Origin of the sequence: Actinoplanes rectilineatus, assembly GCF_000962825.1 — a bacterium.
Taxonomy (GTDB): Bacteria; Actinomycetota; Actinomycetes; order Mycobacteriales; family Micromonosporaceae; genus Actinoplanes; species Actinoplanes rectilineatus.
Genome location: NZ_JZKF01000034.1, coordinates 71,643 through 97,313 on the forward strand (window position 1 = coordinate 71,643; position 25,671 = coordinate 97,313).

Genomic DNA, 25,671 nt, shown 5'->3' on the forward strand with positions numbered 1-25,671 from the left:
CGCGGTCAGAGGGGGATGTTGCCGTGCTTCTTGGGCGGCAGTGTCTCCCGCTTGCCGCGGAGCATCCGTAGCGCCCGGGTCACCTGCGCGCGGGTCTGGGACGGGCGGATGACCGCGTCGACGTACCCCCGTTCCGCCGCGATGTACGGGTTCGCCAGCGTGTCCTCGTACTCCGCGATGAGCTCGGCCCGGCGCTGAGCCGGATCCTCCGCGGCGGACAACTCACCCCGGTAGAGGATGTTGACCGCGCCCTGGGCGCCCATCACGGCGATCTGCGCGGTCGGCCAGGCGAAGTTGACGTCGGCGCCCAGGTGCTTGGAGCCCATCACGTCGTAGGCGCCGCCGTAGGCCTTGCGTGTGATGACGGTCACCTTCGGGACGGTGGCCTCCGCGTACGCGTAGATGAGCTTGGCCCCGCGCCGGATGATGCCGTCCCACTCCTGGCCGGTGCCGGGCAGGAAGCCGGGTACGTCGACGAAGGTCAGCACCGGGATGTTGAAGGCGTCGCAGGTGCGGACGAACCGGGCGGCCTTCTCCGAGGCGGCGATGTCGAGGGTGCCGGCCAGGCTGATCGGCTGGTTGGCCACCACACCGACCGGGCGGCCCTCGACGCGTCCGAAACCGACCACGATGTTCGGTGCGTAGAGCGGCTGCACCTCGAGGAATTCGTCGACGACCGTCTCGACGACCTTCTTGATGTCGTAGGGCTGGTTCGGCGAGTCCGGGATCAGGGTGTCCAGGGCCAGGTCGGTGTCGGCGGCCTCGAGGTCGGCCGGCTCGTCGTAGGTGACCGGCTCGTCGATGTTGTTGCTCGGCAGGTACGACAGCAGCGCCCGGACGTAGTCGATCGCGTCGCCCTCGTCGCTGGCCAGGTAGTGCGCGTTGCCGCTGCGGGTGTTGTGGGTGCGCGCCCCGCCCAGCTCCTCGAAGCCGACCTCCTCCCCGGTCACCGTCTTGATCACGTCGGGGCCGGTGATGAACATGTGCGAGGTCTGGTCGACCATGACCGTGAAGTCGGTGATCGCGGGGGAGTAGACCGCGCCGCCCGCACACGGGCCCATGATCAGTGAGATCTGCGGGATGACGCCGCTGGCGCGGACGTTGCGGAAGAAGATGTCGGCGTAGAGGCCGAGCGCGACCACGCCCTCCTGGATGCGCGCGCCGCCGGAGTCGTTGATCCCGATGATCGGGCAGCCGATCCGCATGGCCAGGTCGAGCACCTTGACGATCTTCTCGCCGAACACCTCGCCGAGGGATCCGCCCATCACCGTGAAGTCCTGGGAGAACACGCAGACCTGCCGGCCGTCGACGGTGCCGTGCCCGGTGACCACGCCGTCGCCGTAGGGGCGGTTGCGATCCATGCCGAAGGCGGTGGAGCGGTGCCGGGCGAGTTCGTCGAGTTCCACGAACGATCCCTTGTCGAGCAGCAGCTCGATCCGTTCGCGGGCGGTCCTCTTGCCGCGGGCGTGCTGCTTCTCGATCGCGCGCGCGGAGCCCGCGTGCACGGCCTCCTCGGTGCGGCGGGCGTGGTCGGCGAGTTTGCCGGCGGTGCTGTGGATGTCGGGTTCCGTGGTCACGGTGGTCTCCAACGCGTCGGCGGCGGCGGGGCACTCGCGATGATCGTAGCGATATCGGCGACGCTGTGCCGGGCGTCGTTACGGGTGCGTTTCGTACCCAATGCCCCATTCGTTACATCCCCCGTGACGAACTGGATGACCGCGGCCGGGCTCGCCTTCATCGCGGGCGGACTCGCCACACTGATCAGTTTCCGCACCGTGTTGTTCGGCGGTGGCGGCGAACGCACGGCGCGGGCGGCCAAGCGCCGGGCCGCCGCAGGGGCGGAGCCGTCGTTCTTCGAGGAGGGCCCGTTCTTCCCACCGGAAGTGCCGGAGGCGCCCGAGGCGCGGCAGATGCCCTTGCCGCCACCGGCCGTCCCGGAACAACCGGTCGCGGCGCGACAACCGATCGCAGCGGATCAGTGGGAGAGCGAGACACCCTGGACCCTGCGGGACGCTGATCAGCTGGGCGACCTCTTCCCGGAGATCTCCGAGGAGGTGATGGCCGAGCAGCCGGTCAACGCGCCGTATCCCCCACCGGATGTCGTCGAGACGGACGACCGGCCGCCCACCGGCGACTACTGGACCCCCGTGCCGGATCACCTGTACGCCGATCCGGAACGGCCGGAGCGGGCCCGTCCGCCCCGCTCCTGGGAGACCCAGGGTGGTGTCTCGCGCCGTAACCGCCGGGTCGCCGACGAGCAGCAGCCGAGGCGCCGCCCGCGGCCCCGGCCGTTCGCCCAGTCCGACAACGGCCCGTCCTACGTGAGCCGGCACTCCCGGGGAGCATGACCAGGCCACCGCCGAGATCGCCGGAAGCCTAGGCTTGCCGGATGGCCTCGTCGTACTCCGAGTCGTACTCCGATCTCGACCGCCCGCCGCTCTCCGCCCGGTCCCTGTCCCGGGCACTGGTCACGCCGGGCGCCCTCTGGAAGCGGGTCGAGGTGCTGCCGGAGACCGGCTCCACCAACGCCGACGTGGCCGCGGCCGCGGCCACGGGCGAGCCGGAGGGCCTGGTGCTGATCGCCGAGAGCCAGGTCGCCGGCCGGGGGCGCCGCGACCGACAGTGGTTCTCCCCGCCGCGGGCCGGTCTCACGCTGAGCGTGCTGCTGCGGCCCGGCGCGGCCGACCCGGCCCGGGACTGGGCGCCGGTGCCGGCGGCCCGGTCCGGCTGGCTGCCGTTGCTGGCCGGGGTGGCACTGCGGGAGGCGGTGATCCGCACGACGGGTCTGGAGGCGACCCTGAAGTGGCCGAACGATCTGCTGGTGCCGTCCGGCGACGGTGACGGCAAGTGTGCCGGCCTGCTCGCCGAGATGGCCGGCGACGCCGTGGTGATCGGGATCGGCGTCAACGTCGGCACGCGCGCCGAGGAGCTTCCGGAGACGACCGGTCTGCCGGCCACGTCGCTGCGGGTGGCCGGTGCGGCCGAGTTCGACCGGGACCCGCTGGCCCGGGCGCTGCTGCGCGGCCTGGACCGGTGGTACTCCGGGTGGCGGGAGGCCGGTGGGGACGCGGAGATGTGCGGCCTGCTCGGTGAGTACCGGCGGGGGTGTTCGACGATCGGCCGCACCGTGCGGGTGCTGCTGCCGGGTGGCGGGGAGGCGACCGGTGAGGCGGTCACCGTGGACGGTGACGGTCAGCTGGTGATCCGTACGGGCGACGCCGCCGATCTTCGAGTCTCGGCCGGTGACGTCCTGCACGTACGCTGACCACGTGGCGTTCCCGGACGATGTGCTGTCGGACGAGGAGGAGCTGGTCCTCCACCTCCGTCCGCACTGGAGGGCGTCGGTGGCCCCGCTGCTGGTGCTGGCCCTGACGGTGACCGGCACGGTGATGGCGCTGGTGCTGCTGCCGCCGACCGAGGGCGGCCGGATCGGCCTGCTGCTGGTCGTCGCCGTGATGCTCTGGTACGGCGTCCGGTACGCCCTGCATCCGCTGCTGGCCTGGCGTTGCACCCACTACGTGTTCACCGACGAGCGGATCCTGCTGCAGGACGGGGTGCTCGCCCGGGAGCGGCGTGACCTGCCGCTGAACCGGGTGAACGACCACGCGCTGCACCAGTCGCTGCTGGACCGGATGCTGGGCAGCGGCACCCTGACCGTCGACTCGATCGGTGAGCAGAAGGCGGTGCTGGCCGGCGTCCCCGATGCCCAGCAGGTGCAGTCGCTGCTCTATGAGCTGATCGAGCACAGCCCGGCGGAGGACGAGCAGGAGGACGAGCTCAGCGAGGATCCAGCTCTCGGTCCACCGCACTGAGTTCGGCGAGTCCGGCGGTCGCGTCCAGTTCGGCGATGACCGTCTCGTGGCCGTCGACCGGCGGCTTGAGGAAGACGAACGTCCGGTACGCCCAGAACCGGAAGACGGTGGCGATGACGATGCCGAACAGTGTCACGCCGAGGAAGGCGATCTTGTCGTGCTCCTCGGTGAGGCCGAAGCCGTACTTGCCGATGGCGATCGCACCGGACTGGATCACCATGCCGATCAGGTTGAACCCGAAGAACAGCGTGTATTCGCGTCGCAGTGCCGTCTTGGTGTGGTGCCGGTACGTCCAGTAGCGGTTGGCGACGTATGCCAGCGTCGTGGTGATGACCGTGCCGACGACACTGGCCTTGACCGCGCCGATCGGCAGCAGGACGTACGTGATCGCCATGTAGAGCAGGGTGTTGCCGGCGCCGATGATGCCGAAGGCGATGGCTTCCGGGGCGAGGCGGCGGAGGCGATCCGACAGCGTACGGGCTGAGGGCATTGAGCAACCTTACGGGGACGGGGGCGATGACGCCGGGTCACGGGGAGACGGATGACGGGGTCGTCACACTCCCGGTCGGGTCGTCGGTGACCCGGAAGACGAAACGACGATAGGACCAGAAACGGAACAGGGTGCCGATGGCGGTTCCCACGAACTGTCCGGCGATGTTGTCGGCGACCTTGCTCTGCAGCACCGGCCAGATCTGCCCGAGACCGTAGTGGCTGAGCGCCAGGCAGCCGAGGGCGATGCCCAGTCCGATGGCGTTGAGCACGAAGAACGTCGTGTACTGCCGGGCCATGGTGGTGTGCTGGCCGTCGCGCCACGTCCAGTAACGGTTGCCGAAGAACGCGAAGGTCGTCGCGATCGTGGTGGCGACGGTCTTGGCGAGCAGGGTCTCGCTGCCGGTGCCGAGCAGCACGTTGAAGATCACCAGGTCGAGGGCGAAGGCGGCGCCGCCGACCGTGCCGAACTTGCTCACCTCGCGGAGCAGCGCCTGCATCCGGGAGCGCAGTCCGGACGGCTGCGGCGGCTTCGAGGGCACGTTCCGAGGGTACCGGGAGTAACCACGGTCGGCTGTCCCCGTTGCCGGGTCTTAACCAGTCGTATCCACGTGGTGACGTTGCCGGTACGGTCCGTGCCGGAAGTTGTCGGCGTCGCGGATCTCGGCCAGCCGGCCCCGGCATTCGGCGCACCACTCCAGGTGGGCACCCATCCGGTGGGCGTCGCGGGGGGCGAGCCGGCCGCGGATGTGCCCGCTGAACCGTTCGCCGGCCCACCGGCATTCCGGGCGTTCCGCGGCGGCCACGTGCTGCTGCAGGTACAGGCTGCGCAGGCCTTCCCGGGCACGGTGCGCGAGGACCGCGACGGCGTTCGGGGTCAGGCCCATCCGGGGTGCCAGTTCGGCCGGGGTGCTGCCCTCCACCTCGGTCTGCCACAGCACGTCGCGCCAGCGGGGCGGGAGCTGCCGGAAGGCGGCCGCGGCGAAGGCGCGTTCGAGGCGGTCCAGGGCCGGGTCGGTGAACGGGACGCCGGCGTCGTAGCGGGTCAGGTCGTCGGTGAACTCCAGGCGGCGGTCGATGCGGGCCCGGTGGTAGCAGACGTGCCGCATGGTCGTGTGCAGGTAGGCGCGGAACGCGACCAGCGGTCCGCGGCCGGCCCGCAGGGTGGCGAACACCTTGGCGAACGTCTCGGCGACCAGGTCGTCGACGTCGGACGGGTCCCGGGTCAGCCCGTACGCGAACTGCCGTGCCGCCGCCCGGTGGCGTTCGTAGAGCGTGCCGAAGGCGGCGGTGTCGCCGGCCCGGACGGCGGCGAGCAGGTCGATGTCCGTGTTCGCGTCGTTGTCCGGGATCGTCATTCCGCCTCCTGTGGCCGGAACTGCGAGGAAGGCCCGATTAGGTGAAAGCCTAAGGCGTTAAGTCCGTTTTGCGAAAGTTGTCGCGAGCGTCGGCATGGCTGCCCGGCGCGGCGGAGTGATTGCGCACAACTGCGCCGAGTGTCGAAGAATCGATCGTTTTTGAGCACGACATCCATGGATTGTGTGGTTGTCCACAAGAACGACCGATGAACTCGATGCTTCGGGGGCTTAGGCTGGCCCGAACTCCCCAAGACGTGACCGGCATCACGCCGGTTGATTCGTCATTGGTCAGCGACGACCGAAGGAGCTTCACCGTGACGCAGCCCCCAACCTCGCACCCGCGCCTGCTGGCCTGGATCGACGAGGTCGCCGCACTGACGACACCGGACCGGATCGTCTGGTGCGACGGTTCACCGGCCGAGTGGACCCGCATCACCGACGAACTGGTCGAGGCGGGATCACTGGTCCGCCTGGACCCGCGGAAGAGGCCCAACTCGTTCTGGGCCCGGACCGACCCGTCGGATGTGGCGCGGGTCGAGGAACGGACGTTCATCTGCTCGGTCGACGAGGCCGACGCCGGGCCGACGAACAACTGGACGGCCCCGGACGCGATGAAGCAGACGATGACCGCGCTGTACCGGGGGAGCATGCGCGGCCGCACGATGTACGTCGTCCCGTTCTGCATGGGACCGCTGGACGCGCCGCAGCCGATGTTCGGCGTCGAGCTGACCGACAGCCCGTATGTGGTCGCGAGCATGCGGATCATGACCCGGATGGGCGCCGACGTCCTGGCGGCGATGGGCGACGACACCGACTTCGTCCCCGCCCTGCACTCGGTCGGCGCGCCGCTGGACCCGGGGCAGCAGGACGTCGCGTGGCCGTGCAACGAGACCAAGTACATCTCGCACTTCCCGGAGACCCGGGAGATCTGGTCGTACGGCTCCGGGTACGGCGGCAACTCGTTGCTCGGCAAGAAGTGCTTCGCGCTGCGGATCGCCAGCGTGGCCGCCCGCGACGAGGGCTGGCTCGCCGAACACATGCTGATCATGAAGTTGACCTCGCCCGCGGGCCGGGTCCGCTACATCGCGGGGGCGTTCCCGTCGGCGTGCGGCAAGACCAACCTGGCGATGCTGGAGCCGACGGTCCCGGGGTGGACGGTCGAGACGATCGGCGACGACATCGCCTGGATGCGGTTCGGCCCGGACGGCCGGCTGTGGGCGACCAACCCCGAGTTCGGCCTGTTCGGGGTGGCGCCCGGCACCGACTTCCACACCAACCCGAACGCGATGCGCACCCTGGCCCGCGGCAACTCGGTCTTCACCAACGTGGCGCTGACCGACGACGGCGACATCTGGTGGGAGGGCATGGGCGAGCCGCCCGCGCACCTCACCGACTGGACCGGCCAGGACTGGACGCCGGACGCGGACCGCCCGTCCAGCCACCCGAACAGCAGGTTCTGCACCCCGATCGAGCAGTGCCCGATCCTCGCCGGGGAGTACCACGACCCGCGGGGCGTGCCGATCGACGCGATCCTGTTCGGCGGGCGCCGCCGGACCACGGTGCCGCTGGTGGCCGAGGCCCGGGACTGGGTGCACGGCGTCTACCTGGGTGCGACGCTGTCCAGCGAGACCACCGCGGCCGCGGTCGGCAAGGTCGGCGTGGTCCGGCGCGACCCGATGGCGATGCTGCCGTTCATCGGGTACCACGCCGGTGACTACTTCCAGCACTGGATCGACATGGCCAAGGGCGCGTCCGGCGACGCCGCGCTGCTGCCGAAGGTCTTCTACGTCAACTGGTTCCGGCGCGACGACGACGGCGCCTTCCTGTGGCCGGGGTTCGGCGAGAACAGCCGGGTGCTGAAGTGGATCGCCGAACGGCTGGACGGCACGGCCGCCGCGGTGCAGACGCCGATCGGGCACGTACCCACGCCGGAGTCACTGGACCTGACCGGGCTGGACCTCGACCCGGCGGCGCTCGAGGCCGTGCTGCGGGTCGACACCGCCGAGTGGCTGGCCGAGATCCCACAGGTCACCGAGTGGTTCGAGAAGTTCGGCGACAAACTGCCGGCGGTGCTCTGGGCGGAGCTGGACGCGTTGAGGGCCCGGCTCAGCCGCTGACCGTCCGCCGCTCGTGGAGGGCGACCCGCAGCGCCCGCGACGGGACACCCCGGGACACCGGCCGATTCCGGTCACCGTCCCGGCGGGTGTCCGGACGGTGGAGCCGCTCACCGGCACGATCGGGCGCGTCGTCGCGCGGATCGTCTCAGGGCGGACCGTCCGCGCGTGGGCGCTGGGCGGGGGTGGCTACCCTTTGCGGTGATGAGTCTGCGTTCCCTGGTCTACTCCCTGTATGAGCGGCGGCTGGCTGGAAAGCTGGCCGGCAAGCCCGTGCCCCGGCACGTCGGGGTCATGTGCGACGGCAACCGGCGCTGGGCCCGCGAGATGGGTTTCGTCGACCCCAACGACGGCCACCGGGTCGGTGCCGCCCGGATCAAGGAGATGCTGACCTGGTGTGACCAGGCCGGCATCGAGCACGTGACGCTCTACCTGCTGGCCACCGACAACCTGCGGCGGGCGGCCGCCGAGCTGGACCCGCTGGTGAAGATCATCGAGGATCTCGCCACCGAGCTGGCCGAGGACGGCAACCCGTGGCGGCTGCGCATGGTGGGTGCGCTCGACGTGCTGCCGGCCGGCACCGCGGCGACCCTCAAGGCGGCCCAGGAGAAGACCCGGGACCGCTGCGACGGTGTCGAGGTCAACATGGCCGTCGGGTACGGCGGGCGGCGGGAGATCACCGACGCGGTCCGGTCACTGCTCTACGAACACGCGGCGACCGGCGGCACCATCGAGGAACTCGCCGAGATCCTCGACGTCGAGCACATCGCCGAGCACCTCTACACCCGCGGGCAGCCCGACCCGGACCTGGTCATCCGGACCAGCGGCGAGCAGCGGCTCTCCGGGTTCCTGCTCTGGCAGTCGGCGCACTCGGAGTTCTACTTCCACGACGCGAACTGGCCCGATTTCCGTCGCATCGACTTCCTGCGGGCCCTGCGCTCGTACGCCAACCGGCAACGCCGTTTCGGCGCCTGAGCGGATCGCCCCGCGCGAGCGGGCGGGCTCAGGCGCCACCGGCGGGGTCGCCGGCGGTGGTCACCGCAGGCGGTCCAGGCCCTCGGTCAGGAACGCGGCCACCGTCTCCGGCGAGTCCAGGGTGAGGTCCGCGGCCCGGGACACCTCGGCGCCGGTCTCCGGGTTGGCCACGGCCACCGCCATGCCGAGGAACGACGGGTCACCGGCCTCGTGGTCGTGCAGCGCGGTGAACGCCTTGATGTCGGACATGTCGTCACCGAAATACCACGCGCAGCGGGTGCCGCGGACCGCCTCGGCGATCACCATGCCCTTGTCCTGCTGGACCGGCGGCTTCAACTCGACGACCATCCGGCCGTTCTGGATCCGCAGCTCCTGGCGTTCGGCCTGGTCGTGGGCCCACCGCTTGACGTCGTCGGCACGCGACGGGTCGAGGCGGTAGTGCAGGGCGACGGCGATCCGCTTGTATTCCACCAGGACCGGCTCACCGAGCTCGACGCGGGCGCGTTCGGCCAGCTCACGCATGGTCTCGACGTACTCCAGGGCGGTCGGCTCGGTGACCACCTGGCCGTCGTGCCACACCTCGAGGCCGTAGAGCCCGTAGAGGTCGACGTGTTCCAGGGCGCCGAACCGCGAGCGCAGGAAGTCGACCGGCCGGGCGGAGACGATGGCCACACGGGACACCACCCCACCGAGGCGTTCCAGCACGTCGACCGCACCGGGCACCGGCTGGGACGCGTCCGGGTCGTCGGTCACCGGCGACAGCACACCGTCGAAATCGAAGAAGAAGGTGGTCTCGGCGGCGTGGCGGGCGGTGAACGCCCAGGCGTCGCCGGGAGTCAACGGACGGGTCGGACGTGCAGTCTCTGCCACGCCGCCAGACTACCCGCGGATGGTCGTCTTTTATGCCGGGTGATTTTCGCGTGGGGCGAGCGTCACCCCGCGGTGCCCGATTTTGCGCACTACCGCAGGACGCTGTTGACCGCTAGCGTTTGAGTCATGGCACGGGGTCATCCCGAGCCAGCCGGTCGGCCCGGACCTGCGTTTTTGCGCCACGGGGCCCGCATCCCGTCCCCGTGCAAGAGCCCGGCGGCCGGAGGTGGCGGACCGCGGGTGGCTGGGGTTGCACGCCCGCTGGAGCAGGCCTGTGACATCTCGCCGTACCGATGCCGGTGTCGCCCCTCAGACCGACCCGGCCGACAAGGTGACCAAGAGCCGTGCCACGACGACCCGTCGCAAGACGCGGGACCGGCACGCCGACGCCGAACCCGCTCCTGCCGGACGGGTCTTCGTCCTGGACACCTCAGTCCTGCTGTCCGACCCGGCGGCCTTCCGCCGGTTCACCGACCACGAGGTGGTCGTCCCGCTGGTGGTCATCTCCGAGTTGGAGGGCAAACGGCACCACCCCGAACTGGGCTGGTTCGCCCGGCAGTCCCTGCGGGTGCTGGACGAGCTGCGGATCAAGCACGGCCGTCTCGACCAGCCGGTCCTCTGCAACGACGAGGGCGGCACGCTGCGGGTGGAGCTCAACCACGCCGATCAGAGCGTGCTCCCGCAGGGTTTCCGCAACGACTCGAACGACACCCGCATCCTGTCGGTGGCGCTCGGGCTGGCCGCGGAGGGCCGCGACGTCACACTGGTCAGCAAGGACATGCCGCTGCGCGTCAAGGCCGCCTCGGTCGGTCTGACCGCCGACGAGTACCGCCACGGCCAGGCCAGCGATCCCACCTGGACCGGCATGGCCGACCTGCAGCTGACCGAGGAGCAGGTGGCCTCCCTCTACGCCGGCGACGAGCTGGAGGCGGAGCAGGCCGAGATCCTGCCCTGCCACACCGGCTTGGTGATCCACTCACCGCGCGGGTCGGCCCTGGCCCGGGTCAACCCCGACAAGACCATCAAGCTGGTACGCGGTGACCGCGACGCCTTCGGGCTGCGGGGTCGTTCGGCCGAGCAGCGGGTGGCGCTGGACATCCTGCTCGACGAGTCGGTCGGGATCGTCTCGCTGGGCGGCCGGGCCGGCACCGGCAAGTCGGCTCTGGCGCTCTGCGCCGGGCTGGAGGCGACCATGGAACGCAACCGCCACAAGAAGGTGATCGTGTTCCGCCCGCTGTACGCGGTCGGCGGCCAGGAGCTCGGCTACCTGCCCGGCAGCGAGGCGGAGAAGATGTCGCCCTGGGCGCAGGCGGTCTTCGACACGCTCGGCGCGGTGGCGCACGCCAACGTGGTCGAGGAGGTGATGGCCCGCGGCATGCTCGAGGTCCTGCCGCTGACCCACATCCGCGGCCGCAGCCTGCACGACGCGTTCGTCATCGTCGACGAGGCGCAGTCGCTGGAGCGCAACGTGCTGCTCACGGTGCTCTCGCGCATCGGCCAGAACTCCCGGGTCGTGCTGACCCACGACGTGGCGCAGCGGGACAACCTGCGGGTCGGCCGGCACGACGGGGTGACCGCGGTGATCGAGGCGTTGAAGGGCCATCCGATCTTCGCGCACGTCACCCTCACCCGTTCGGAGCGTTCTCCCATTGCCGAGGTGGTCACCGACCTGTTGGAGGAAATCCCCCTCTGAGCGACCCCGCCGTCGGGTTTTGTAGGGAAATGTAGTAGAAATTCTTGTGACTAACATCACAAGAAGGTCTCGACATTTCACATCCGCATCACGTTGCGCCATGGTGTTCGGCGAGTGCCAACGCGTGGCCGCGACGTCGGAGATCGACTGGAGGCCACCCCCTCGCGAGTTCGAGGAGGCGGCCCGGATGGTCGCGGTGCTCGCGGCGCGTTCCACCCGTGACGGTGGGGACGCGCCGCGTCATTGCCCCCGACGAAGGGAATCTTCGTGAAGCGGCTCGTCGGCCGAGTGGGAGTCCGTGTGGCTTCCGTCGGTCTCCTGGTTCTGGGTCTCACCGGTGGCGTCTACCTCGGACAGAACCGCGAGGTCCAGCAACAGAGCGCGGAGTCGCAGCTCGTCTCGCAGGCTCAGGCCGACGAGTGGCGGCTGCTGAAGGATCGCGCGGCCGAACACGCCGCGGCCCGCTCGTTCCGGACGGTGGCCGAGAACGCCGCCGCCGAGAAGGCCGCGTCGGAGGCCAAGACCGCCGCGTCGAAGGCCCGCACGCTGGAGAAGAAGGCGATCGAGGAGGCTGCCGCCGCGAAGGCCGCCGCCGAGAAGAAGAAGGCCGAGGAGTCCGGCGGCCCGGTGGAGTTCACCGGGGACATCCCGTCCTCCTGCAACGAGTACAGCGGCAGTCGTAAGACCGGCTGTGCCCTGATGGTCAGCGCCGGCTTCTCGATCGACCAGTTCCCGTGCCTGGACAAGCTGTGGAAGAAGGAGAGTGGCTGGAACTACAAGGCCACCAACAGCAGCTCCGGGGCGTACGGCATTCCGCAGGCCCTGCCCGGCAGCAAGATGGCGTCCGAGGGTTCGGACTGGAAGACCAATCCGGCCACCCAGATCAAGTGGGGTCTCGGCTACATCGAGGGTCGTTACGACACTCCGTGCGGCGCCTGGAACCACTCGCAGAACGTGGGCTGGTACTGACGATCTCGTAGTGACGGGGCTGCGCGGCACACCGCGCAGCCCCGTTCTACTGTGATCAAATGTCCGTATGGTCCGAATTGTCCCATCGGGTGTCCTGGTCGTGCTCCTGACGCTCGTCAGCGCCGGCACCCCGGCGCACGCGTCCACCGGCGACCGGGCGGCCCGCGCCGTCGTCGGCGGCGAGGTGGCCGAATCCGGCTTGTTCCCCTGGGCCGTGCGCCTCTCGATGGGCTGCGGCGGCGCACTGACCGCCCCTCGCGTGGTGCTCACCGCCGGGCACTGCGTCGGCGCGAGCGGCCGCAACGACAAGATCACCGTGACCGCCGGGGTGTCCGACCTGAAATCCCGCCAGGCCATCACGGTCCGCTCGGTCGAGGTGTACCGCTCACCGAACTTCGTCACCGAGACCCGCGGCGACGACTGGGCGGTGATCAAACTGGAACGGGAGCTGGACCTGCCCACCCTGGAGATCGGCCGCGGCGGCCCCTCCGACGAGGGACCGTTCACCGTGATGGGCTGGGGCCAGACCAAGGAGGGCTCGCCGCGCCAGGAACGCCGCCTGCACTACGCCGAGGTGCCGATCATCCCGGACGAGACGTGCGCGGTCTCCTACCGCAAGGCCGGCGTCGAACTGGTCCGCGACGAATCGATCTGCGCCGGCCGGCACGGCGTCGACACCTGCCAGGGAGACTCCGGCGGCCCGATGGTCGTCAAGGCCGACACCGGCCGGTGGGAACAGGTCGGCATCGTCAGCTGGGGACTCGGCTGCGCCCGCGACGGCTATTTCGGCGTCTACACGCAGATCTCGACATTCCGGTCAGACATCCGGGCCGCGACCCGGCGGTTGAGTTGAACGTCTCCCCACTCGGGTGGCCGGTCCGCCGCAGCCCTGGAATCATCGATGCATGGGGTATGAGTGGGCCACGACACGCTCCGACGAAGCGGCCAGGTTCGGCACCGAGGCGTTCTACGCCTCCGTGGGCCGGGCCTTCGTCACGATGTGCGCGATCGTCCCCGCCCTGTTCCTGGTCGAGGCGATCGACGTCGCCCTCGGGCCGGGCACCCTGGACGTGGCCGGCGGCATCATCCCGCACCGCCTCGACGGCCTGGACGGCATCCTGTTCAGCCCGTTCCTGCACGCCGACTGGGACCACCTCTACGGCAACGCGGTCCCGCTGATCCTGCTCGGCACGTTCGCGATGGCCGGCGGCGCCCGCCGGTTCATCTGGTCCACGTTCCTGATCATGATGGTGTCCGGGATCGGCGTGTGGTTCATCGGTGACCCGAACACGGTGACGGTCGGCGCCAGCGGCGTCATCTTCGGATACCTGGGCCTGCTGCTGATGCGCGGCATCGTCGAACGCAGCTGGTGGAACTTCGCGGTGTTCCTCTTCATCGGCCTGCTGTACTGGTACCAGCTGTACGGCATCCTGCCGACCGACCCGCGGGTCTCCTGGCAGGGGCACCTGCTCGGCCTGCTCGGCGGGTTCATCGCCGCCGTCGTGTTCCGGCGCCGCCGCCTCTGACGGCTGCACGGTCGTTCTCGGCGACATCTGTCACGGGCTGACGGCCACGGCCACGGGCTGACGTCGACGGGCTGACGGCCACGGCCACGGGCTGACACGGCCACGGCCTCGTGCACGGCCGCGTTCTGAAGGTCGCGGGCACGGGCACGGGCCTGCAGCCTCTGCCGCGGGCCTGCGGTCTCTGCCACGGGAGTCCGGCGGATCGGGCGCGCGGCCGGCCGTCGATCCTGGCGGATTGAAACAGGGGCAGCGCGTACCCCCAAGGTCTTGAAAGAGAGCGGGCCGGGCACGAAGCCCGGCCCACCACGGGGTTGGCTCAGATCGTGGGTTCTGCTCAGATCACCGGGTCGCCGTCGCCCAGCGGAACCGTCGGCAGATGCCCGTCGAAGTCGACAGCCGAATACAGCGCCAGCTTCTCCAACCGGTGATACGAGTCGATCACCCGGATCGTGCCGCTCTTGGACCGCATCACGATCGACTGCGTGTGCGCGCCCCCTGACCGGTAACGCACACCCTTGAGCAGGTCGCCGGACGTCACACCGGTCGCCACGAAGAAACAGTTGTCTCCGGTGACCAGATCGTCGGTGGTGAGCACCCGGTCCAGGTCGTGACCGCCGGCTATGGCCTTCTCCCGCTCCGAGTCGTCGAGCGGCCACAGCTTCGCCTGGATCATGCCGCCCAGGCATTTGATCGCACACGCCGCGGTGATGCCCTCCGGGGTGCCGCCGATGCCCATCAGCACGTCGACGTCCGACTCGCCGCGCGCCGCCGAGATGGCCCCGGCGATGTCACCGTCCGAGATGAACCGGATGTTCGCCCCGGCCTGACGCACCTCCTCGACCAGCTTCGCGTGCCGCGGCCGGTCCAGGATGCACACCGTCACGTCGGACACACTCGACCGTTTCGCCCTCGCGATCCGCCGCAGGTTCTCCGTCGCACCGGCATTGATGTCGATCACGTCGGCGCAGTCCGGCCCGACGGCGATCTTCTCCATGTAGAAGACGGCGCTCGGGTCGAACATCGCGCCGCGTTCGGCGACCGCGAGAACCGCGACCGCACCGGGCATGCCCTTGCTCATCAGGGTGGTGCCGTCGACCGGGTCGACCGCGACGTCCACCTCCGGGCCGGTGCCGTCACCGACCCGCTCGCCGTTGAACAGCATCGGCGCTTCGTCCTTCTCACCCTCACCGATCACCACGACGCCACGCATCTGGATCGAGTTGATGAGTTTGCGCATGGCGTCGACGGCGGCGCCGTCACCACCGTTCTTGTCACCGCGCCCCACCCATCGTCCGGCGGCCATGGCGGCGGCCTCCGTGACACGGACGAGGTCGAGGGCGATGTTGCGGTCCAGATCCTGGGGGACTCGGGCGGGCACGGGTGCCTCCTCGCGACGTTGCGGGGCTGGATGTGCCCTCGATCCTGGCATCCGAGGGCGGCCGACGTCTCGGTTCAGCGACATGGTTAACAATGGGTCCGTGGAACCAGCATCGCCGTCACCCGCCCCCGAGACCCCGTCACCGGCGCCCGCCCCCTCCCCGCGCCTCGCGAAGAAGGAGGGCCGCGCGCCCCGCGACATGCTGCTGTCGCTGGCCGTGCTGCTCGTCCCGATCGCCCTGTTCATGGGCTACTACCGGGTGGTGCTCGACGGCGACCAGCCGGTCTCCAAGGATGCGACGCCCGCCTTCGACCAGGCCGCCCGGGTGTTCCCGGTGGCCCGGCCGGCCGGCCTCGGCGACGACTGGATCGTCGCGTCGGCGTCGTTCCGCCGCGAGGACGACGGCGACACCCTGCGCGTCGGTTACGTCGCGCCGGGCGGCGACGCGGTCCAGCTGCTGGAGAGCACGGTCGACGCGGCCGCCCTGGTCCCCGCGCAGCTGGGCGACTCCGGTGAACGGCTGGGCAACTTCCGCGCCGAACAGCGCAACTGGCTGATGTACAGCGGACGCGACGGCGAGATCGCCCTGGTCGTCACCGAGACCGACCGGACGATGATCATCCTGGGGGCCGAGGACCAGCCGGAGAGCCTGCAGGAACTCGCCTCCGCCCTGCCCTGACCCGTCCTGCCCTGACCCGTCCTGGCCCGGCCCGCCCTGCTAGTCGCCGTCGCGGGCGGCCCGGGCGGCGTCGATGCGTTCCCGCGCGCCGTCCAGCCACCGCTGGCAGACGTCGGCCAGTTTCTCGCCGCGTTCCCACAACGCCAGCGACTCCTCCAGGGTGCCGCCGCCCTGCTCCAGGCGTTCCACCACGGAGGCCAGCTCGGTGCGGGCCTGCTCGTAGCTGAGTTTCTCGTCGGTCATCGGCTCTCCATCACGGTTGCTCGCAGCTCGCCCTCGGCCAGCCGCACACGGATCACGTCGTCACCGGTCACCTCGTCCGCGGCGCGGACCACGTGCCCGTCGGGGCGCTGCACGATCGCATAACCCCGCTGCAGCGTCGCCGCCGGCGACAACGCGCGCAGCCGGGCCACGGTGTGCCGCAGGTCGTCGTCGGCCCGGCGCACCCGGTGCTCCAGGCTGCGCCCGGCCCGGTCCCGCAACGCCGTCACCTCGGACGCCCGCTGGTCGATCAGGGTGTGCGGCCGGGCCAGCACCGGCCGCGACCGCCACGCCTCGATCCGCTGCCGTTCCCGGTCGACACGGGTCCGCACGGCCCGGTCCAGCCGGTCCCGGGCGTGACCGATCAGCCGGGACTCCTCACCCAGGTCCGGCACGATCCGCTTGGCCGCGTCCGTCGGCGTCGACGCCCGCAGGTCGGCGACGTAGTCCAGCAGCGGCGTGTCGGTCTCATGGCCGATCGCACTGACCACCGGGGTCCGCGCCGCGAACACCGCCCGGCACAGCGCCTCGTCGGAGAACGGCAGCAGGTCCTCCACACTGCCGCCGCCGCGCGCGATCACGATCACGTCGACGGTGTCGTCGCCGTCCAGCACCTTCAGCGCGTCGAGGATCTGCGGCACCGCCGTCGGACCCTGCACCGGCACGTTGACCACCCGGAAATCCACCCCGGGCCAGCGCCGCCGGGCGTTCATCAGCACGTCGCGTTCGGCCGCGCTGGCCCGCCCGGTGATCAGGCCGATCCGGCCCGGCAGGAACGGCAGCCTCCGCTTGCGCTCCCGGGCGAACAGGCCCTCCGCGCCGAGCAGCCGTTTCAGCTTCTCCAGCCGGGCCAGCAACTCACCCAGACCGACCTGGCGGATCTCGTCGGCCCGCAGGCTCAACGTGCCGCGGGCCGGATAGAACTCGGGTTTGGCGTGCAGCGTGACCCGGGCACCCTCCGACAACTCGGGTGCGCCCGCGTCGAGCACATCCCGGTGGGCGGTCACGGTCAGGCTCAGGTCGGCGGACGGGTCACGCAGGGTCAGGAAGACCACCCCCGACCCGGGACGGCGGCTGATCTGCGCCACCTGCCCGTCGACCCACACCCAGCCGAGCTTCGCGATCCAGGCCCCGATCTTCTGACTGACCACACGGACCGGCCACGGCTCGTCGGCGCTGCTCTTATCGGTCTTCGCGGGCTCCGTCACCCGGCCAGACTACGTAAGACCACCGACATTCTCGTCGCGGCGATGCCGGGGCGCGGCCGGCGTCGGCTCCTCAGCGGTGAGGCGCGCCTCGGCGTGCCGCGGCACATACCCGGGGACCGCCACCGGCGTACGCCGCTCCGGCAGCAGCACCTCGACCCGGGCCAGCACGATCAGCAGCACCACCGCCAGGCAGGCCCAGAACAGCAGGTCCGCGAACAGGTACTCGAGGTCGAGGCGGGCGCCGTCACCGGTGCCCAGGAACGGGAACGGAAAACCACGCCGCTGCGGGAAAGCCGCGTCCAGGCAGCAACGCGTCGTCGTCGGCACCGCACCGGCCAGCATCCCGGCCGCGGCCAGCAGACCGGCGACGACGACCGCGGCCCGGCTCGGACGCAGCCGGTGCCGCATCAACGCGACCGACCCGGCCGCCGCCAGCACCCCGTGGAACAGCAGGTACACCGGGGTCAGGCCGCCGTCCACCTCGACCGCGACGTTCAGCACCCCGATCCCGAGCAGGAACCAGCCCGCCATCACCCGGAGCACCTCGGCGCCCCGTTCCGCGATCATGGACCGAGTATCGCGTCAGCCCGTGACGCCCGGGGCGGAAATCACCTTTCGCCCGCTCTTCGAGCGCCGGGCCACGCTGATCACCACCATCACGATCATTCCGGCGTACGCCCCGACGACCACGTTGCCGAGCAGCCCGTCCGGCAGCAACGCCCAGCCGTTCGCCTCCGCCAGCAGCCGCGCCGTCTCCGGATCGTCCGCCGACGCGCCCCGGCCGAGCCAGAAGAACGGCCAGCCGCGGCCCTCCCCGTACGAATACATGCAGCACACCGACGACGACGCGTACAGCGTCCCGGCCGCTGTGGCGGCCACCGCCGCCGCGACCGCTGCCGCCAGCACCGGCTTCACCGGGGGCGTCAGTCGCCGCCACAACACGAACACCAGCCCACCCGCCAGCAGCAGCACCCCCGCCACCAGCGCCGGCCAGCGTTCGTCCGCCCCCGAGGCCAGGCGCGCCTTGTCCAACTCCTCGATCGCCCCGACCATGCTGACCACACCCGCCGCCCGCTGCGCCAGCGTCCGTCCCGCCCTGCTCATCGCACCCGCCCCGTTCCGCTCATCGTCTTTCTCTTCGCAGAAGTACGGCCCCGGTGGCAAGCCGGTTGTGGTACTGGTCGCAGAAAAGCGGGCGGGGGACCGGGCCACGTACCATGGCCGGGTGACCGAATCTCGCAAGCGGGTGTTGCTCGCCAAACCGCGTGGCTACTGCGCCGGTGTCGACCGGGCCGTCCAGACGGTCGAGGAGGCGCTGAAGCTCTACGGCGCCCCGGTCTATGTCCGCAAGCAGATCGTGCACAACAAACACGTGGTCAGCACCCTCGAGGCCCGCGGCGCGATCTTCGTCGAGGAGAACTACGAGGTGCCCGAGGGCGCCACCGTGGTCTTCTCCGCCCACGGCGTGGCCCCCGAGGTCCACGACCAGGCCCGCGAACGCAACCTCAAGGCGATCGACGCCACCTGCCCCCTGGTGACCAAGGTCCACCACGAGGCCAAACGGTTCGCCGCGCAGGACTACGACATCCTGCTCATCGGCCACGAAGGCCACGAAGAGGTCATCGGCACCGCCGGTGAGGCACCCGCCCACATCCAGCTCGTCGACGGCCCCGACGACGTCGACAACCTCGTCATCCGCGACCCGGAGAAAGTCGTCTGGCTGTCCCAGACCACCCTCTCCGTCGACGAGACGATGGAGACCGTCGCCCGCCTCAAGACCCGGTTGCCGCTGCTCCAGTCGCCGCCCAGCGACGACATCTGCTACGCCACCTCCAACCGGCAGCACGTGATCAAAGAGATCGCCCCGGACTGCGACGTGGTCATCGTGGTCGGCTCCACCAACTCGTCCAACTCGGTGCGCCTCGTCGAGGTGGCCCTCGGCGCCGGCGCGCGCGCCGGCCACCTGGTCGACTACGCCAGCGAGATCCAGGACGAATGGCTCGACGGCGCCACCACGGTCGGCGTCTCGTCCGGCGCGAGCGTCCCCGAGGACCTGGTCATGGAGGTCCTCGCCCACCTGGCCGAACGCGGCTACGGCGAGGTCACCGAATACACCACCGCCGACGAACGCCTCACCTTCTCGCTGCCGCAGGAACTACGCCGCGACATGAAGGCAGCCGCGGCGGCCGCTGCCGCCGCTAACTGAGCTCAGGCGCCTGGGGCTGGCGCGGGGCGATCTCCACCTGCGCCGGCGCCGGCAGATCATGGTCGGCGACGCCCATGTCGGCCAGCTTGCGGGCGCTCACCAGCACCCGCGACTCCAACGACCCCACCGCCCGGTTGTACGCCGTCACCGCCCCCGACAACGACGAACCCAGCTTGCCCACATGGTCACCCAGGGTGGACAGGCGCTCGTACAACTCCCGGGCCAGCGCGTGCACCGCCACGGCGTTACGGGCCAGCTCCTCCTGCCGCCACGAATACGCCACCGTCCGCAACAGCACCACCAGCGTCGCCGGGGTGGCCAGCACCACGTTGCGGCGGAACGCGTAATCCAGCAGCACCGGATCCCGCTGCAACGCCGCATCCAGGAACGGATCCGCCGGCACGAACAACACCACGAAATCCGGTGCCGACTCGAACGCCGACCAGTACTTCTTCGCCGACAACGCGTCCACGTGCGCCCGCACATGCCGGGCATGCCGGTCCAGGTGCAGATCCCGGTCCCGTTCCTCCCGCGACTCCATCGCCGACAGATACGCCTCCAGCGGCGCCTTCGCGTCCACCACCACCGACCGGCCACCGTGCAGGCGCACCACCAGGTCCGGGCGGACCACCGACCGGTCCGTGGACGCCGTCACCTGCTCGTCGAAATCACAATGCTCCAACAGGCCGGCCGCCTCGACGACCCGCCGCAGCTGATGCTCCCCCCACCGGCCACGGACCTGCGGCGCCCGCAACGAGGCCACCAACTGCCGCGTCTCGGTCCGCAACTCCCCGGACACCGCGCCCATCGCCCTCACCTGCTCACGCAGTTCCGCGTACGCGTCCACCCGGTCGTGCTCCAGCTGCACCACCCGCTCCTCGTACCGCCGCAACGCGTCGTGCAACGGCGCCACCGCCCGGGCCACCGCCTCCTGCGACTGCGCCGTCGCCTCAAAGGACAGTGCCCGCAGCGACTGCTCCATCCGCTGCTCGCCGTCGCGCGACGCGGCGAGCGTCGCCTCCAGCCGCGCGATGTCCGTGGCCGCCCGCGACCGGGCCGCCAACCAGCCCAGAGCGGCACCCACCACGAGACAAACCAGAACAACCGCCAGTGTCGAGAACGTCACCACCGCAGATTGCCAGAAAGCCGCTTCATGACCAGCGGGGGTACGGTGGAAAACATGATGAGCGTGTTGCTGATCCTGGCGATAGTCGCGGTGGTCGTCCTGGTCATCGCCGCGACCCAGCGCAACGGCCAGGGGCGGCAGCAGACACAGCTCGCCGACGCCCGCGCCGAAGCCCAGCGGTGGTACGAACGACTCGGCGGCCAGGTGATGAACCTGAACTCCGAGGAACCCGCGGCCCGGCAGGCCCTCGCCGACGCGAGCGAACGCTACAACGCCGCCGGCGGTCAACTCCAGCAGGCGGGCACGGTCCGCCAGTTCGAACTGGCCCGCGAGTCCGCCCTGGAGGGACTCGCCTACGTGCGGGCCGCCCGCCTGGCGATGGGCCTCGACCCCGGCCCCGACCTGCCGCCGCTCGCCGTCTCCCAAGGTGCCGGGCAGCTCACCCAGCCGCGTGAGGTCACCGTGCAGGGACACGCGTACAAGGCCGGGCCGCAGCCGGGCGCCGAAACCCCCTACTACTACCCGGGCGGCCGCGTCCAAGGACGCCCGGTGCCGGCCGGCTGGTATTCGACACCGGTGTGGAAGACCGCCCTCGGCACCGGCGCCGGTGTCCTCGGCGGCATGCTGATCTTCGACGCGCTGTTCTCACCGGGCCTCGGCGACTTCGGCGGTGACATGGGCGTCGGCGACATGGGCATGGGCGACATCGGCGGCGGCGACTGGGGTGGCGGCGACTGGGGTGGCGGCGGAGATTTCGGCGGCGACTTCTAACACCGGGCCGACCGCCGGTCCAACTCCCGCCGCAACACCCGCGGACCCGGCCAGATCTGCGTCAGATCCGCGGTGAACGCCGGACCGCGCGGTGTGTCCACCAGCACCGGCTCGGTGTCCTCGTCCCGGCCCTGCACCGGATGCACCGTGTCCAGATCCGCCGGCACCACCTCCAGCACCGTCCGCAGACCCACCCGGCGGACCGCCACCACGGCGATGTCCGGCCACGCCAGCAACACCGGATCACTGCCCTGCGCGGCCAGCTCCAGACCACCGTCGGACACCCGCACCCACGTCGGCAACGCCGCCCGCGCCGACACGGCATAACCGCCCGCCGCCAGCACGGCGATCACCACACCCTGCAGCGCGACCACCCACCACGGATCGCCGGTGTCCCCGACGACCACCGCCACCACCGGAGTGGTCGCCAGATAGGCGACCAGCAGCGCGCCGAACACGACGACAAACGTCCGCGCCGGCGACGACCGGAACAACACGGCATCCTGCGCAGGGGCCTCGACCTGCTTCGGCGCGATCGACATGACTTCCATGGTGGCCCACCAGCCCGGCCGGTGGGCCACCTTCTTCCATTCAGAACCGCTAGAAACCGCAGGCCACGACCAACTCAGGGGTACGCCCCCGCAGCAGGTCCAGCTTGCCGATCCGGCCCGCCGCCCGCACATCGCCCTCGATCAGCTCCAGCCGGTCGAGCAACTCCGCCGGCCCCAGCGCCTCCGCCAGCGGCACCTCCGTGCGCATCGACACCTTCCGGTCCGACTTGGCCCGGCGGACCTGACGCAACGCCTCACCGGCCAGATCCAGCAGACCCGGATCGGACTCCGGAGCCACCCGCTCCACCTCGTACCGCGTCGGCCACGTCGCCTGATGCACCGACCCGTACCGCCACCACGACCAGACCTCCTCCGTGACGTACGGCAGGAACGGCGCGAACAACCGCAACAGCACCGACAACGCCGCCGCCAGTGCCGCCCGCGCCGACTCGGCCGCCGGACCCGACCCGTACGCCCGGTCCTTGACCAACTCGATGTAGTCGTCGCAGAACGTCCAGAAGAACGGCTCCACCACCTGCAACGCGTCCGTGTGCTGGAACCGCTCGAACGCCTCCGTCGCCTCGATGACCACCGTCGCCAGCCGGCCCAGCATCGCCCGGTCCAACGGCTCGGTGACCGGCTGCCGCAACGCCCGCTCCGCGCCCAGCCCCAACGCGAACCGCGACGCGTTCAGCAACTTCGTCGCCAGCCGCCGCCCGACCTTCAACTGCGCCGGCTCGAACGCCAGATCCGCGCCCGGCCGACCGCTCGCCGCCCAGTACCGCACCGCATCCGAGCCGTACTGCTCGAGCACGTCGATCGGCGTGGCGACACTGTTGCCCTTCGACTTGGAGATCTTCTTGTGGTCCGGATCCAGGATCCAGCCCGACAGGACCGCCCGCCGCCACGGCAGCGTGCCGGCGAGCTGCTCACCCCGCAACACCGAGGAGAACAACCACGTCCGGATGATCTCCTGACCCTGCGGGCGCAGATCCATCGGGAACGTCCGGGCATGCAGATCCTCGTCGGTGCCCCACCCGGTGACGATCTGCGGCGACAGCGACGACGTCGCCCACGTGTCCATGACATCCGGATCGGCCGCGAAACCACCCGGAACGTCCCGCTGCGACGCCGCGAAACCCGGCGGACAGTCCGAGGACGGATCCACCGGCAACGCCGATTCGTCCGGTATGAGAATCTGGTCGTAGTCCGGCTCGCCAGCGTCGTCGAGCCGGTACCAGACCGGGATCGGCACCCCGAAGAACCGCTGCCGGCTGACCAGCCAGTCACCGGTCAGACCGCCGACCCAATGCTCGTACCGGACGTGCATGCTCTCCGGCACCCACGCCAACTCCCGGCCCCGGGCCAGCAGACACTCCCGCAGATCGGCGTCACGCCCACCATTACGGATGAACCACTGCCGACTGGTGACGATCTCCAGCGGCGAGTCGCCCCGCTCGTAGAACTTGACCTGATGCCTGACCGGCCGCGGCTCCCCGAGCAACTCACCCGACTCCCGCAACGCGGCCACGACCTCCCGCCGCGCACCGGCAACCGTCGACCCGGCCAGCCGCGCGTAAAGCTCCACCGGAACACCCGGCGGCGCCTCCGCCAGGAAACGACCGTCACGCCCCAGCACGACCCGCGTCTCCAGCGACAACTCCCGCCACCAGACGACATCGGTCACATCCCCGAACGTGCAGACCATCGCGATGCCGGTGCCCTTGTCGACCGCCGCCGCCCGATGCTCGACAACCGGAACCTCCACCCCGAAGACAGGCGTCCGCACCGACGTCACACCCGCGAACCGCTCATCACCCGGATGGTGAACCAGCGCCACACACGCCGGCAACAACTCCGGCCGCGTCGTCTCGACCTCGACCACCCGGCCGTCCGGCCCCCGGAACGCCAACCGGTGAAACGCCCCCGGCCGCTCCCGGTCCTCCAACTCGGCCTGCGCCACCGCCGTCCGGAAACCGACATCCCACAACGTCGGCGCCTCCGCCGAATAGGCCGCACCGGCCGCCAGATTCGCCAGGAACGCCCGCTGCGACACCGCCCGCGCCCGGTCACCGATCGTCGTATACGTCAAACCCCAATCGACCGACAAACCCAGCCGCCGCCACAACGCCTCGAACGACTTCTCGTCCTCAACCGTCAACCGGCCGCACAACTCGACGAAATTCCGCCGCGAAATCGCCACCGGCCGCTCCGGAACCGGAGACGGCGGCTCCCACCCCGGGTCATACGGCAACGACGGATCACACCGCACCCCGAAAACGTTCTGAACCCGGCGCTCCGTCGGCAACCCGTTGTCGTCGAACCCCATCGGATAGAAGACGGCCTTACCGCGCATCCGCTGAAACCGCGCGACCGTGTCAGTGTGCGTGTACGAGAAGACATGCCCGACATGCAACGAACCGGATACGGTCGGCGGGGGTGTATCGATCGAGAACACGTCCGCCCGCTCCCTGGAACGGTCGAACGTGTACGTGCCCTCCCCCTGCCAACGCGACGCCCACTTCTCCTCGAGACCGTCCAACGACGGCTTCTCGGGGAGACCGTGACGCCCGGTTCCCGAATCAGTCATGCCGGCCAGCCTAGGACCCGCCCACCCCGTCCGGCGAGGCCTTTTACGTGGTCACCACCGCCACCGGCCCCCGCGTGACCAGCGCCATCAACCGGTCGACGCCGAGCAGGAGTGCGCCGAGAACAGCGAACACCACCGCCAGCGACGCCATCTGCACCGCCACACCGCCGTACCCGCCCTGCACCCCCGGATCGAGGAACGGATACGGATAACGGAACGGCGCGGTGGGAAACACGACCGCACGGAACACCGACAGCACCCCGTACAGAAGAGGAAAGACCAGCCACCACGGAAGATCGCGCCAAGGCGACGCCCTACGCGGCCCGAACGCCACCCAATCGATCACGACCATCAACGGCACGACATAGTGCACCAGGAACAGCGACCGGTTCGCCGTCGCCACCGCCAGATCAGGATCCGACAACCCCGGCAACGGACTGGCCCCCGCATTGAGCACGAAATGCGAGATCAGGCAGGTGATCAGAATCCACAGGGTCACCGGGCCGCGCAGCCGAGGAGCAGGAGCCTCCGGGGTACGCCGCCGCACCATCAGATAGACCGCGGCCCCGAAATAGCCGAGCACGATCAGATTGCTCTGACACGTGTAGAAGAGAACCCGCTGCTCACCACTGAGAAGCCCGACGACGACGCAGACGACAATCGCGGCACGCCACCACAACGGGGGCTTCCACAGGATCGACACAGATTCCTCCAGACGCTGGGCCGATCATGCTAGGCGCTCCCGCGTCCCGCGCCGAGCCGCGGTTTGTCACCCGTCCCTCAGCAGCCGCCTCCGTCCGATCCGTCGAGTCGTTCCGCCGACCTGCGGTCCGGGGCAGTTTTAACGACGGACCCGATTTGCCGACGACGGCTGAAGCCGGCCGGCCGTCGTCAGTGGTTCTCCGGGCGGTGCTGTGGAGCCGTGGCTGACGGCTCGGGGCGGCCCAGCCGTCGTCCATGGTCGCCTTCAGCCCGTGGGCGGACCATGGACGACGGCTAGTGTCCTGCGTCTGAAGTTCCCCGATTATTCGGGTGTAGCGTCGAGTGATGTCGCGTGCTGGCCGTCCGATGGTGCCGCTGGTGTTGACCGAGCGG

At 70.2% G+C, this 25,671-nt stretch carries 26 protein-coding genes; 12 read left to right on the forward strand and 14 right to left on the reverse strand.

Annotated elements, in window-relative coordinates:
* Positions 1-5: 5 nt before the first annotated feature.
* Positions 6-1,577 (reverse strand): acyl-CoA carboxylase subunit beta, encoded by a 1,572-nt coding sequence (locus WH85_RS24650; protein WP_045744388.1) that lies wholly within the window; start codon positions 1,575-1,577, stop codon positions 6-8.
* Positions 1,578-1,700: 123 nt separating this feature from the next.
* Here WH85_RS24650 and WH85_RS24655 point away from each other — a divergent pair, with 123 nt between their 5' ends.
* The 3 genes from WH85_RS24655 to WH85_RS24665 are packed head-to-tail and all read left to right on the forward strand — an operon-like array spanning position 1,701 to position 3,812.
* Positions 1,701-2,348: a hypothetical protein gene (locus tag WH85_RS24655; protein ID WP_157411200.1), complete on the forward strand. Its 648-nt coding sequence runs from the start codon at positions 1,701-1,703 to the stop codon at positions 2,346-2,348.
* Positions 2,349-2,389: 41 nt separating this feature from the next.
* The gene (locus WH85_RS24660) at positions 2,390-3,265 is read left to right on the forward strand and encodes a biotin--[acetyl-CoA-carboxylase] ligase (RefSeq protein ID WP_045744360.1); all 876 of its coding nucleotides are present in this window, start codon (positions 2,390-2,392) and stop codon (positions 3,263-3,265) included.
* 4 nt (positions 3,266-3,269) lie between these two features.
* Positions 3,270-3,812: a PH domain-containing protein gene (locus WH85_RS24665; RefSeq protein WP_045744389.1), complete on the forward strand. Its 543-nt coding sequence runs from the start codon at positions 3,270-3,272 to the stop codon at positions 3,810-3,812.
* Here the strand turns inward: WH85_RS24665 and WH85_RS24670 are convergent.
* The 3 genes from WH85_RS24670 to WH85_RS24680 are packed head-to-tail and all read right to left on the reverse strand — an operon-like array spanning position 3,778 to position 5,659.
* The gene (locus WH85_RS24670; protein WP_045744361.1) at positions 3,778-4,302 is read right to left on the reverse strand and encodes a GtrA family protein; all 525 of its coding nucleotides are present in this window, start codon (positions 4,300-4,302) and stop codon (positions 3,778-3,780) included. The two genes, WH85_RS24665 and WH85_RS24670, sit on opposite strands and share 35 nt — an antisense overlap.
* A gap of 37 nt (positions 4,303-4,339) precedes the next feature.
* Positions 4,340-4,843, reverse strand: coding sequence for a GtrA family protein (locus tag WH85_RS24675; RefSeq protein ID WP_045744362.1), 504 nt, complete (start codon positions 4,841-4,843; stop codon positions 4,340-4,342).
* Positions 4,844-4,894: 51 nt separating this feature from the next.
* A complete protein-coding gene (locus WH85_RS24680; protein WP_045744363.1) occupies positions 4,895-5,659 on the reverse strand; it encodes a sigma-70 family RNA polymerase sigma factor in 765 nt (254 codons plus the stop codon).
* A 314-nt stretch (positions 5,660-5,973) separates the two neighbouring features.
* On the opposite strand from WH85_RS24680, the gene WH85_RS24685 reads away from it, so the two are divergent.
* Together WH85_RS24685 and WH85_RS24695 are read left to right on the forward strand one after the other, a co-directional pair.
* Positions 5,974-7,776, forward strand: a complete 1,803-nt coding sequence (locus WH85_RS24685; protein WP_045744390.1) for a phosphoenolpyruvate carboxykinase (GTP) — start codon at positions 5,974-5,976, stop codon at positions 7,774-7,776.
* 201 nt (positions 7,777-7,977) lie between these two features.
* A complete protein-coding gene (locus WH85_RS24695) occupies positions 7,978-8,748 on the forward strand; it encodes an isoprenyl transferase (RefSeq protein WP_045744365.1) in 771 nt (256 codons plus the stop codon).
* A 60-nt stretch (positions 8,749-8,808) separates the two neighbouring features.
* On the opposite strand, the gene otsB is transcribed toward WH85_RS24695, so the two are convergent.
* Complete coding sequence (otsB, locus tag WH85_RS24700) at positions 8,809-9,618, reverse strand: trehalose-phosphatase (protein ID WP_045744366.1); 810 nt, start codon at positions 9,616-9,618, stop codon at positions 8,809-8,811.
* Positions 9,619-9,892: 274 nt separating this feature from the next.
* Between otsB and phoH2 the strand changes: the two genes are divergently transcribed.
* The 4 genes from phoH2 to WH85_RS24720 all read left to right on the forward strand — a co-directional run bounded on the left by phoH2 (position 9,893) and on the right by WH85_RS24720 (position 13,806).
* Positions 9,893-11,311 (forward strand): RNA 5'-3' helicase PhoH2, encoded by a 1,419-nt coding sequence (gene phoH2, locus WH85_RS24705; protein ID WP_045744367.1) that lies wholly within the window; start codon positions 9,893-9,895, stop codon positions 11,309-11,311.
* A 267-nt stretch (positions 11,312-11,578) separates the two neighbouring features.
* Positions 11,579-12,280, forward strand: coding sequence for an aggregation-promoting factor C-terminal-like domain-containing protein (locus tag WH85_RS24710; protein WP_045744368.1), 702 nt, complete (start codon positions 11,579-11,581; stop codon positions 12,278-12,280).
* A 67-nt stretch (positions 12,281-12,347) separates the two neighbouring features.
* Positions 12,348-13,133: a S1 family peptidase gene (locus WH85_RS24715; protein ID WP_045744369.1), complete on the forward strand. Its 786-nt coding sequence runs from the start codon at positions 12,348-12,350 to the stop codon at positions 13,131-13,133.
* 52 nt (positions 13,134-13,185) lie between these two features.
* Complete coding sequence (locus WH85_RS24720) at positions 13,186-13,806, forward strand: rhomboid family intramembrane serine protease (protein WP_045744370.1); 621 nt, start codon at positions 13,186-13,188, stop codon at positions 13,804-13,806.
* Between the two features lie 334 nt (positions 13,807-14,140).
* Here the strand turns inward: WH85_RS24720 and glpX are convergent, their stop codons facing one another.
* A complete protein-coding gene (gene glpX / locus WH85_RS24725; RefSeq protein ID WP_045744371.1) occupies positions 14,141-15,235 on the reverse strand; it encodes a class II fructose-bisphosphatase in 1,095 nt (364 codons plus the stop codon).
* 49 nt (positions 15,236-15,284) lie between these two features.
* Between glpX and WH85_RS24730 the strand changes: the two genes are divergently transcribed.
* Positions 15,285-15,863: a DUF4245 domain-containing protein gene (locus tag WH85_RS24730; protein WP_245674076.1), complete on the forward strand. Its 579-nt coding sequence runs from the start codon at positions 15,285-15,287 to the stop codon at positions 15,861-15,863.
* Positions 15,864-15,902: 39 nt separating this feature from the next.
* Here WH85_RS24730 and WH85_RS24735 read toward each other — a convergent pair whose 3' ends face one another.
* From WH85_RS24735 to WH85_RS24750, 4 genes are read right to left on the reverse strand one after another with little or no spacing between them, the layout of a single operon-like run.
* On the reverse strand, positions 15,903-16,106 hold the full coding sequence (locus WH85_RS24735; protein ID WP_045744373.1) for an exodeoxyribonuclease VII small subunit: 204 nt from the start codon (positions 16,104-16,106) through the stop codon (positions 15,903-15,905).
* A complete protein-coding gene (gene xseA / locus WH85_RS24740; protein ID WP_045744374.1) occupies positions 16,103-17,332 on the reverse strand; it encodes an exodeoxyribonuclease VII large subunit in 1,230 nt (409 codons plus the stop codon). Before xseA ends, WH85_RS24735 begins: the two co-directional genes overlap by 4 nt.
* A gap of 9 nt (positions 17,333-17,341) precedes the next feature.
* Positions 17,342-17,899 (reverse strand): hypothetical protein, encoded by a 558-nt coding sequence (locus tag WH85_RS24745; protein ID WP_045744375.1) that lies wholly within the window; start codon positions 17,897-17,899, stop codon positions 17,342-17,344.
* A 15-nt stretch (positions 17,900-17,914) separates the two neighbouring features.
* On the reverse strand, positions 17,915-18,436 hold the full coding sequence (locus WH85_RS24750) for a hypothetical protein (RefSeq protein WP_045744376.1): 522 nt from the start codon (positions 18,434-18,436) through the stop codon (positions 17,915-17,917).
* 121 nt (positions 18,437-18,557) lie between these two features.
* On the opposite strand from WH85_RS24750, the gene WH85_RS24755 reads away from it, so the two are divergent.
* Complete coding sequence (locus WH85_RS24755) at positions 18,558-19,538, forward strand: 4-hydroxy-3-methylbut-2-enyl diphosphate reductase (RefSeq protein WP_045744377.1); 981 nt, start codon at positions 18,558-18,560, stop codon at positions 19,536-19,538.
* Here the strand turns inward: WH85_RS24755 and rmuC are convergent.
* Positions 19,531-20,664, reverse strand: a complete 1,134-nt coding sequence (gene rmuC / locus WH85_RS24760; RefSeq protein WP_045744391.1) for a DNA recombination protein RmuC — start codon at positions 20,662-20,664, stop codon at positions 19,531-19,533. The genes WH85_RS24755 and rmuC overlap by 8 nt on opposite strands.
* 57 nt (positions 20,665-20,721) lie before the next feature.
* Here rmuC and WH85_RS24765 point away from each other — a divergent pair, with 57 nt between their 5' ends.
* Positions 20,722-21,435, forward strand: coding sequence for a hypothetical protein (locus WH85_RS24765; RefSeq protein ID WP_045744392.1), 714 nt, complete (start codon positions 20,722-20,724; stop codon positions 21,433-21,435).
* Here the strand turns inward: WH85_RS24765 and WH85_RS24770 are convergent.
* From WH85_RS24770 to WH85_RS24780, 3 genes are read right to left on the reverse strand one after another with little or no spacing between them, the layout of a single operon-like run.
* Positions 21,432-21,977 (reverse strand): hypothetical protein, encoded by a 546-nt coding sequence (locus WH85_RS24770; protein ID WP_045744393.1) that lies wholly within the window; start codon positions 21,975-21,977, stop codon positions 21,432-21,434. The two genes, WH85_RS24765 and WH85_RS24770, sit on opposite strands and share 4 nt — an antisense overlap.
* A gap of 58 nt (positions 21,978-22,035) precedes the next feature.
* On the reverse strand, positions 22,036-24,576 hold the full coding sequence (valS, locus tag WH85_RS24775; protein ID WP_045744378.1) for a valine--tRNA ligase: 2,541 nt from the start codon (positions 24,574-24,576) through the stop codon (positions 22,036-22,038).
* A 43-nt stretch (positions 24,577-24,619) separates the two neighbouring features.
* Positions 24,620-25,279 (reverse strand): Pr6Pr family membrane protein, encoded by a 660-nt coding sequence (locus WH85_RS24780; RefSeq protein ID WP_045744379.1) that lies wholly within the window; start codon positions 25,277-25,279, stop codon positions 24,620-24,622.
* Positions 25,280-25,671: the final 392 nt, after the last annotated feature.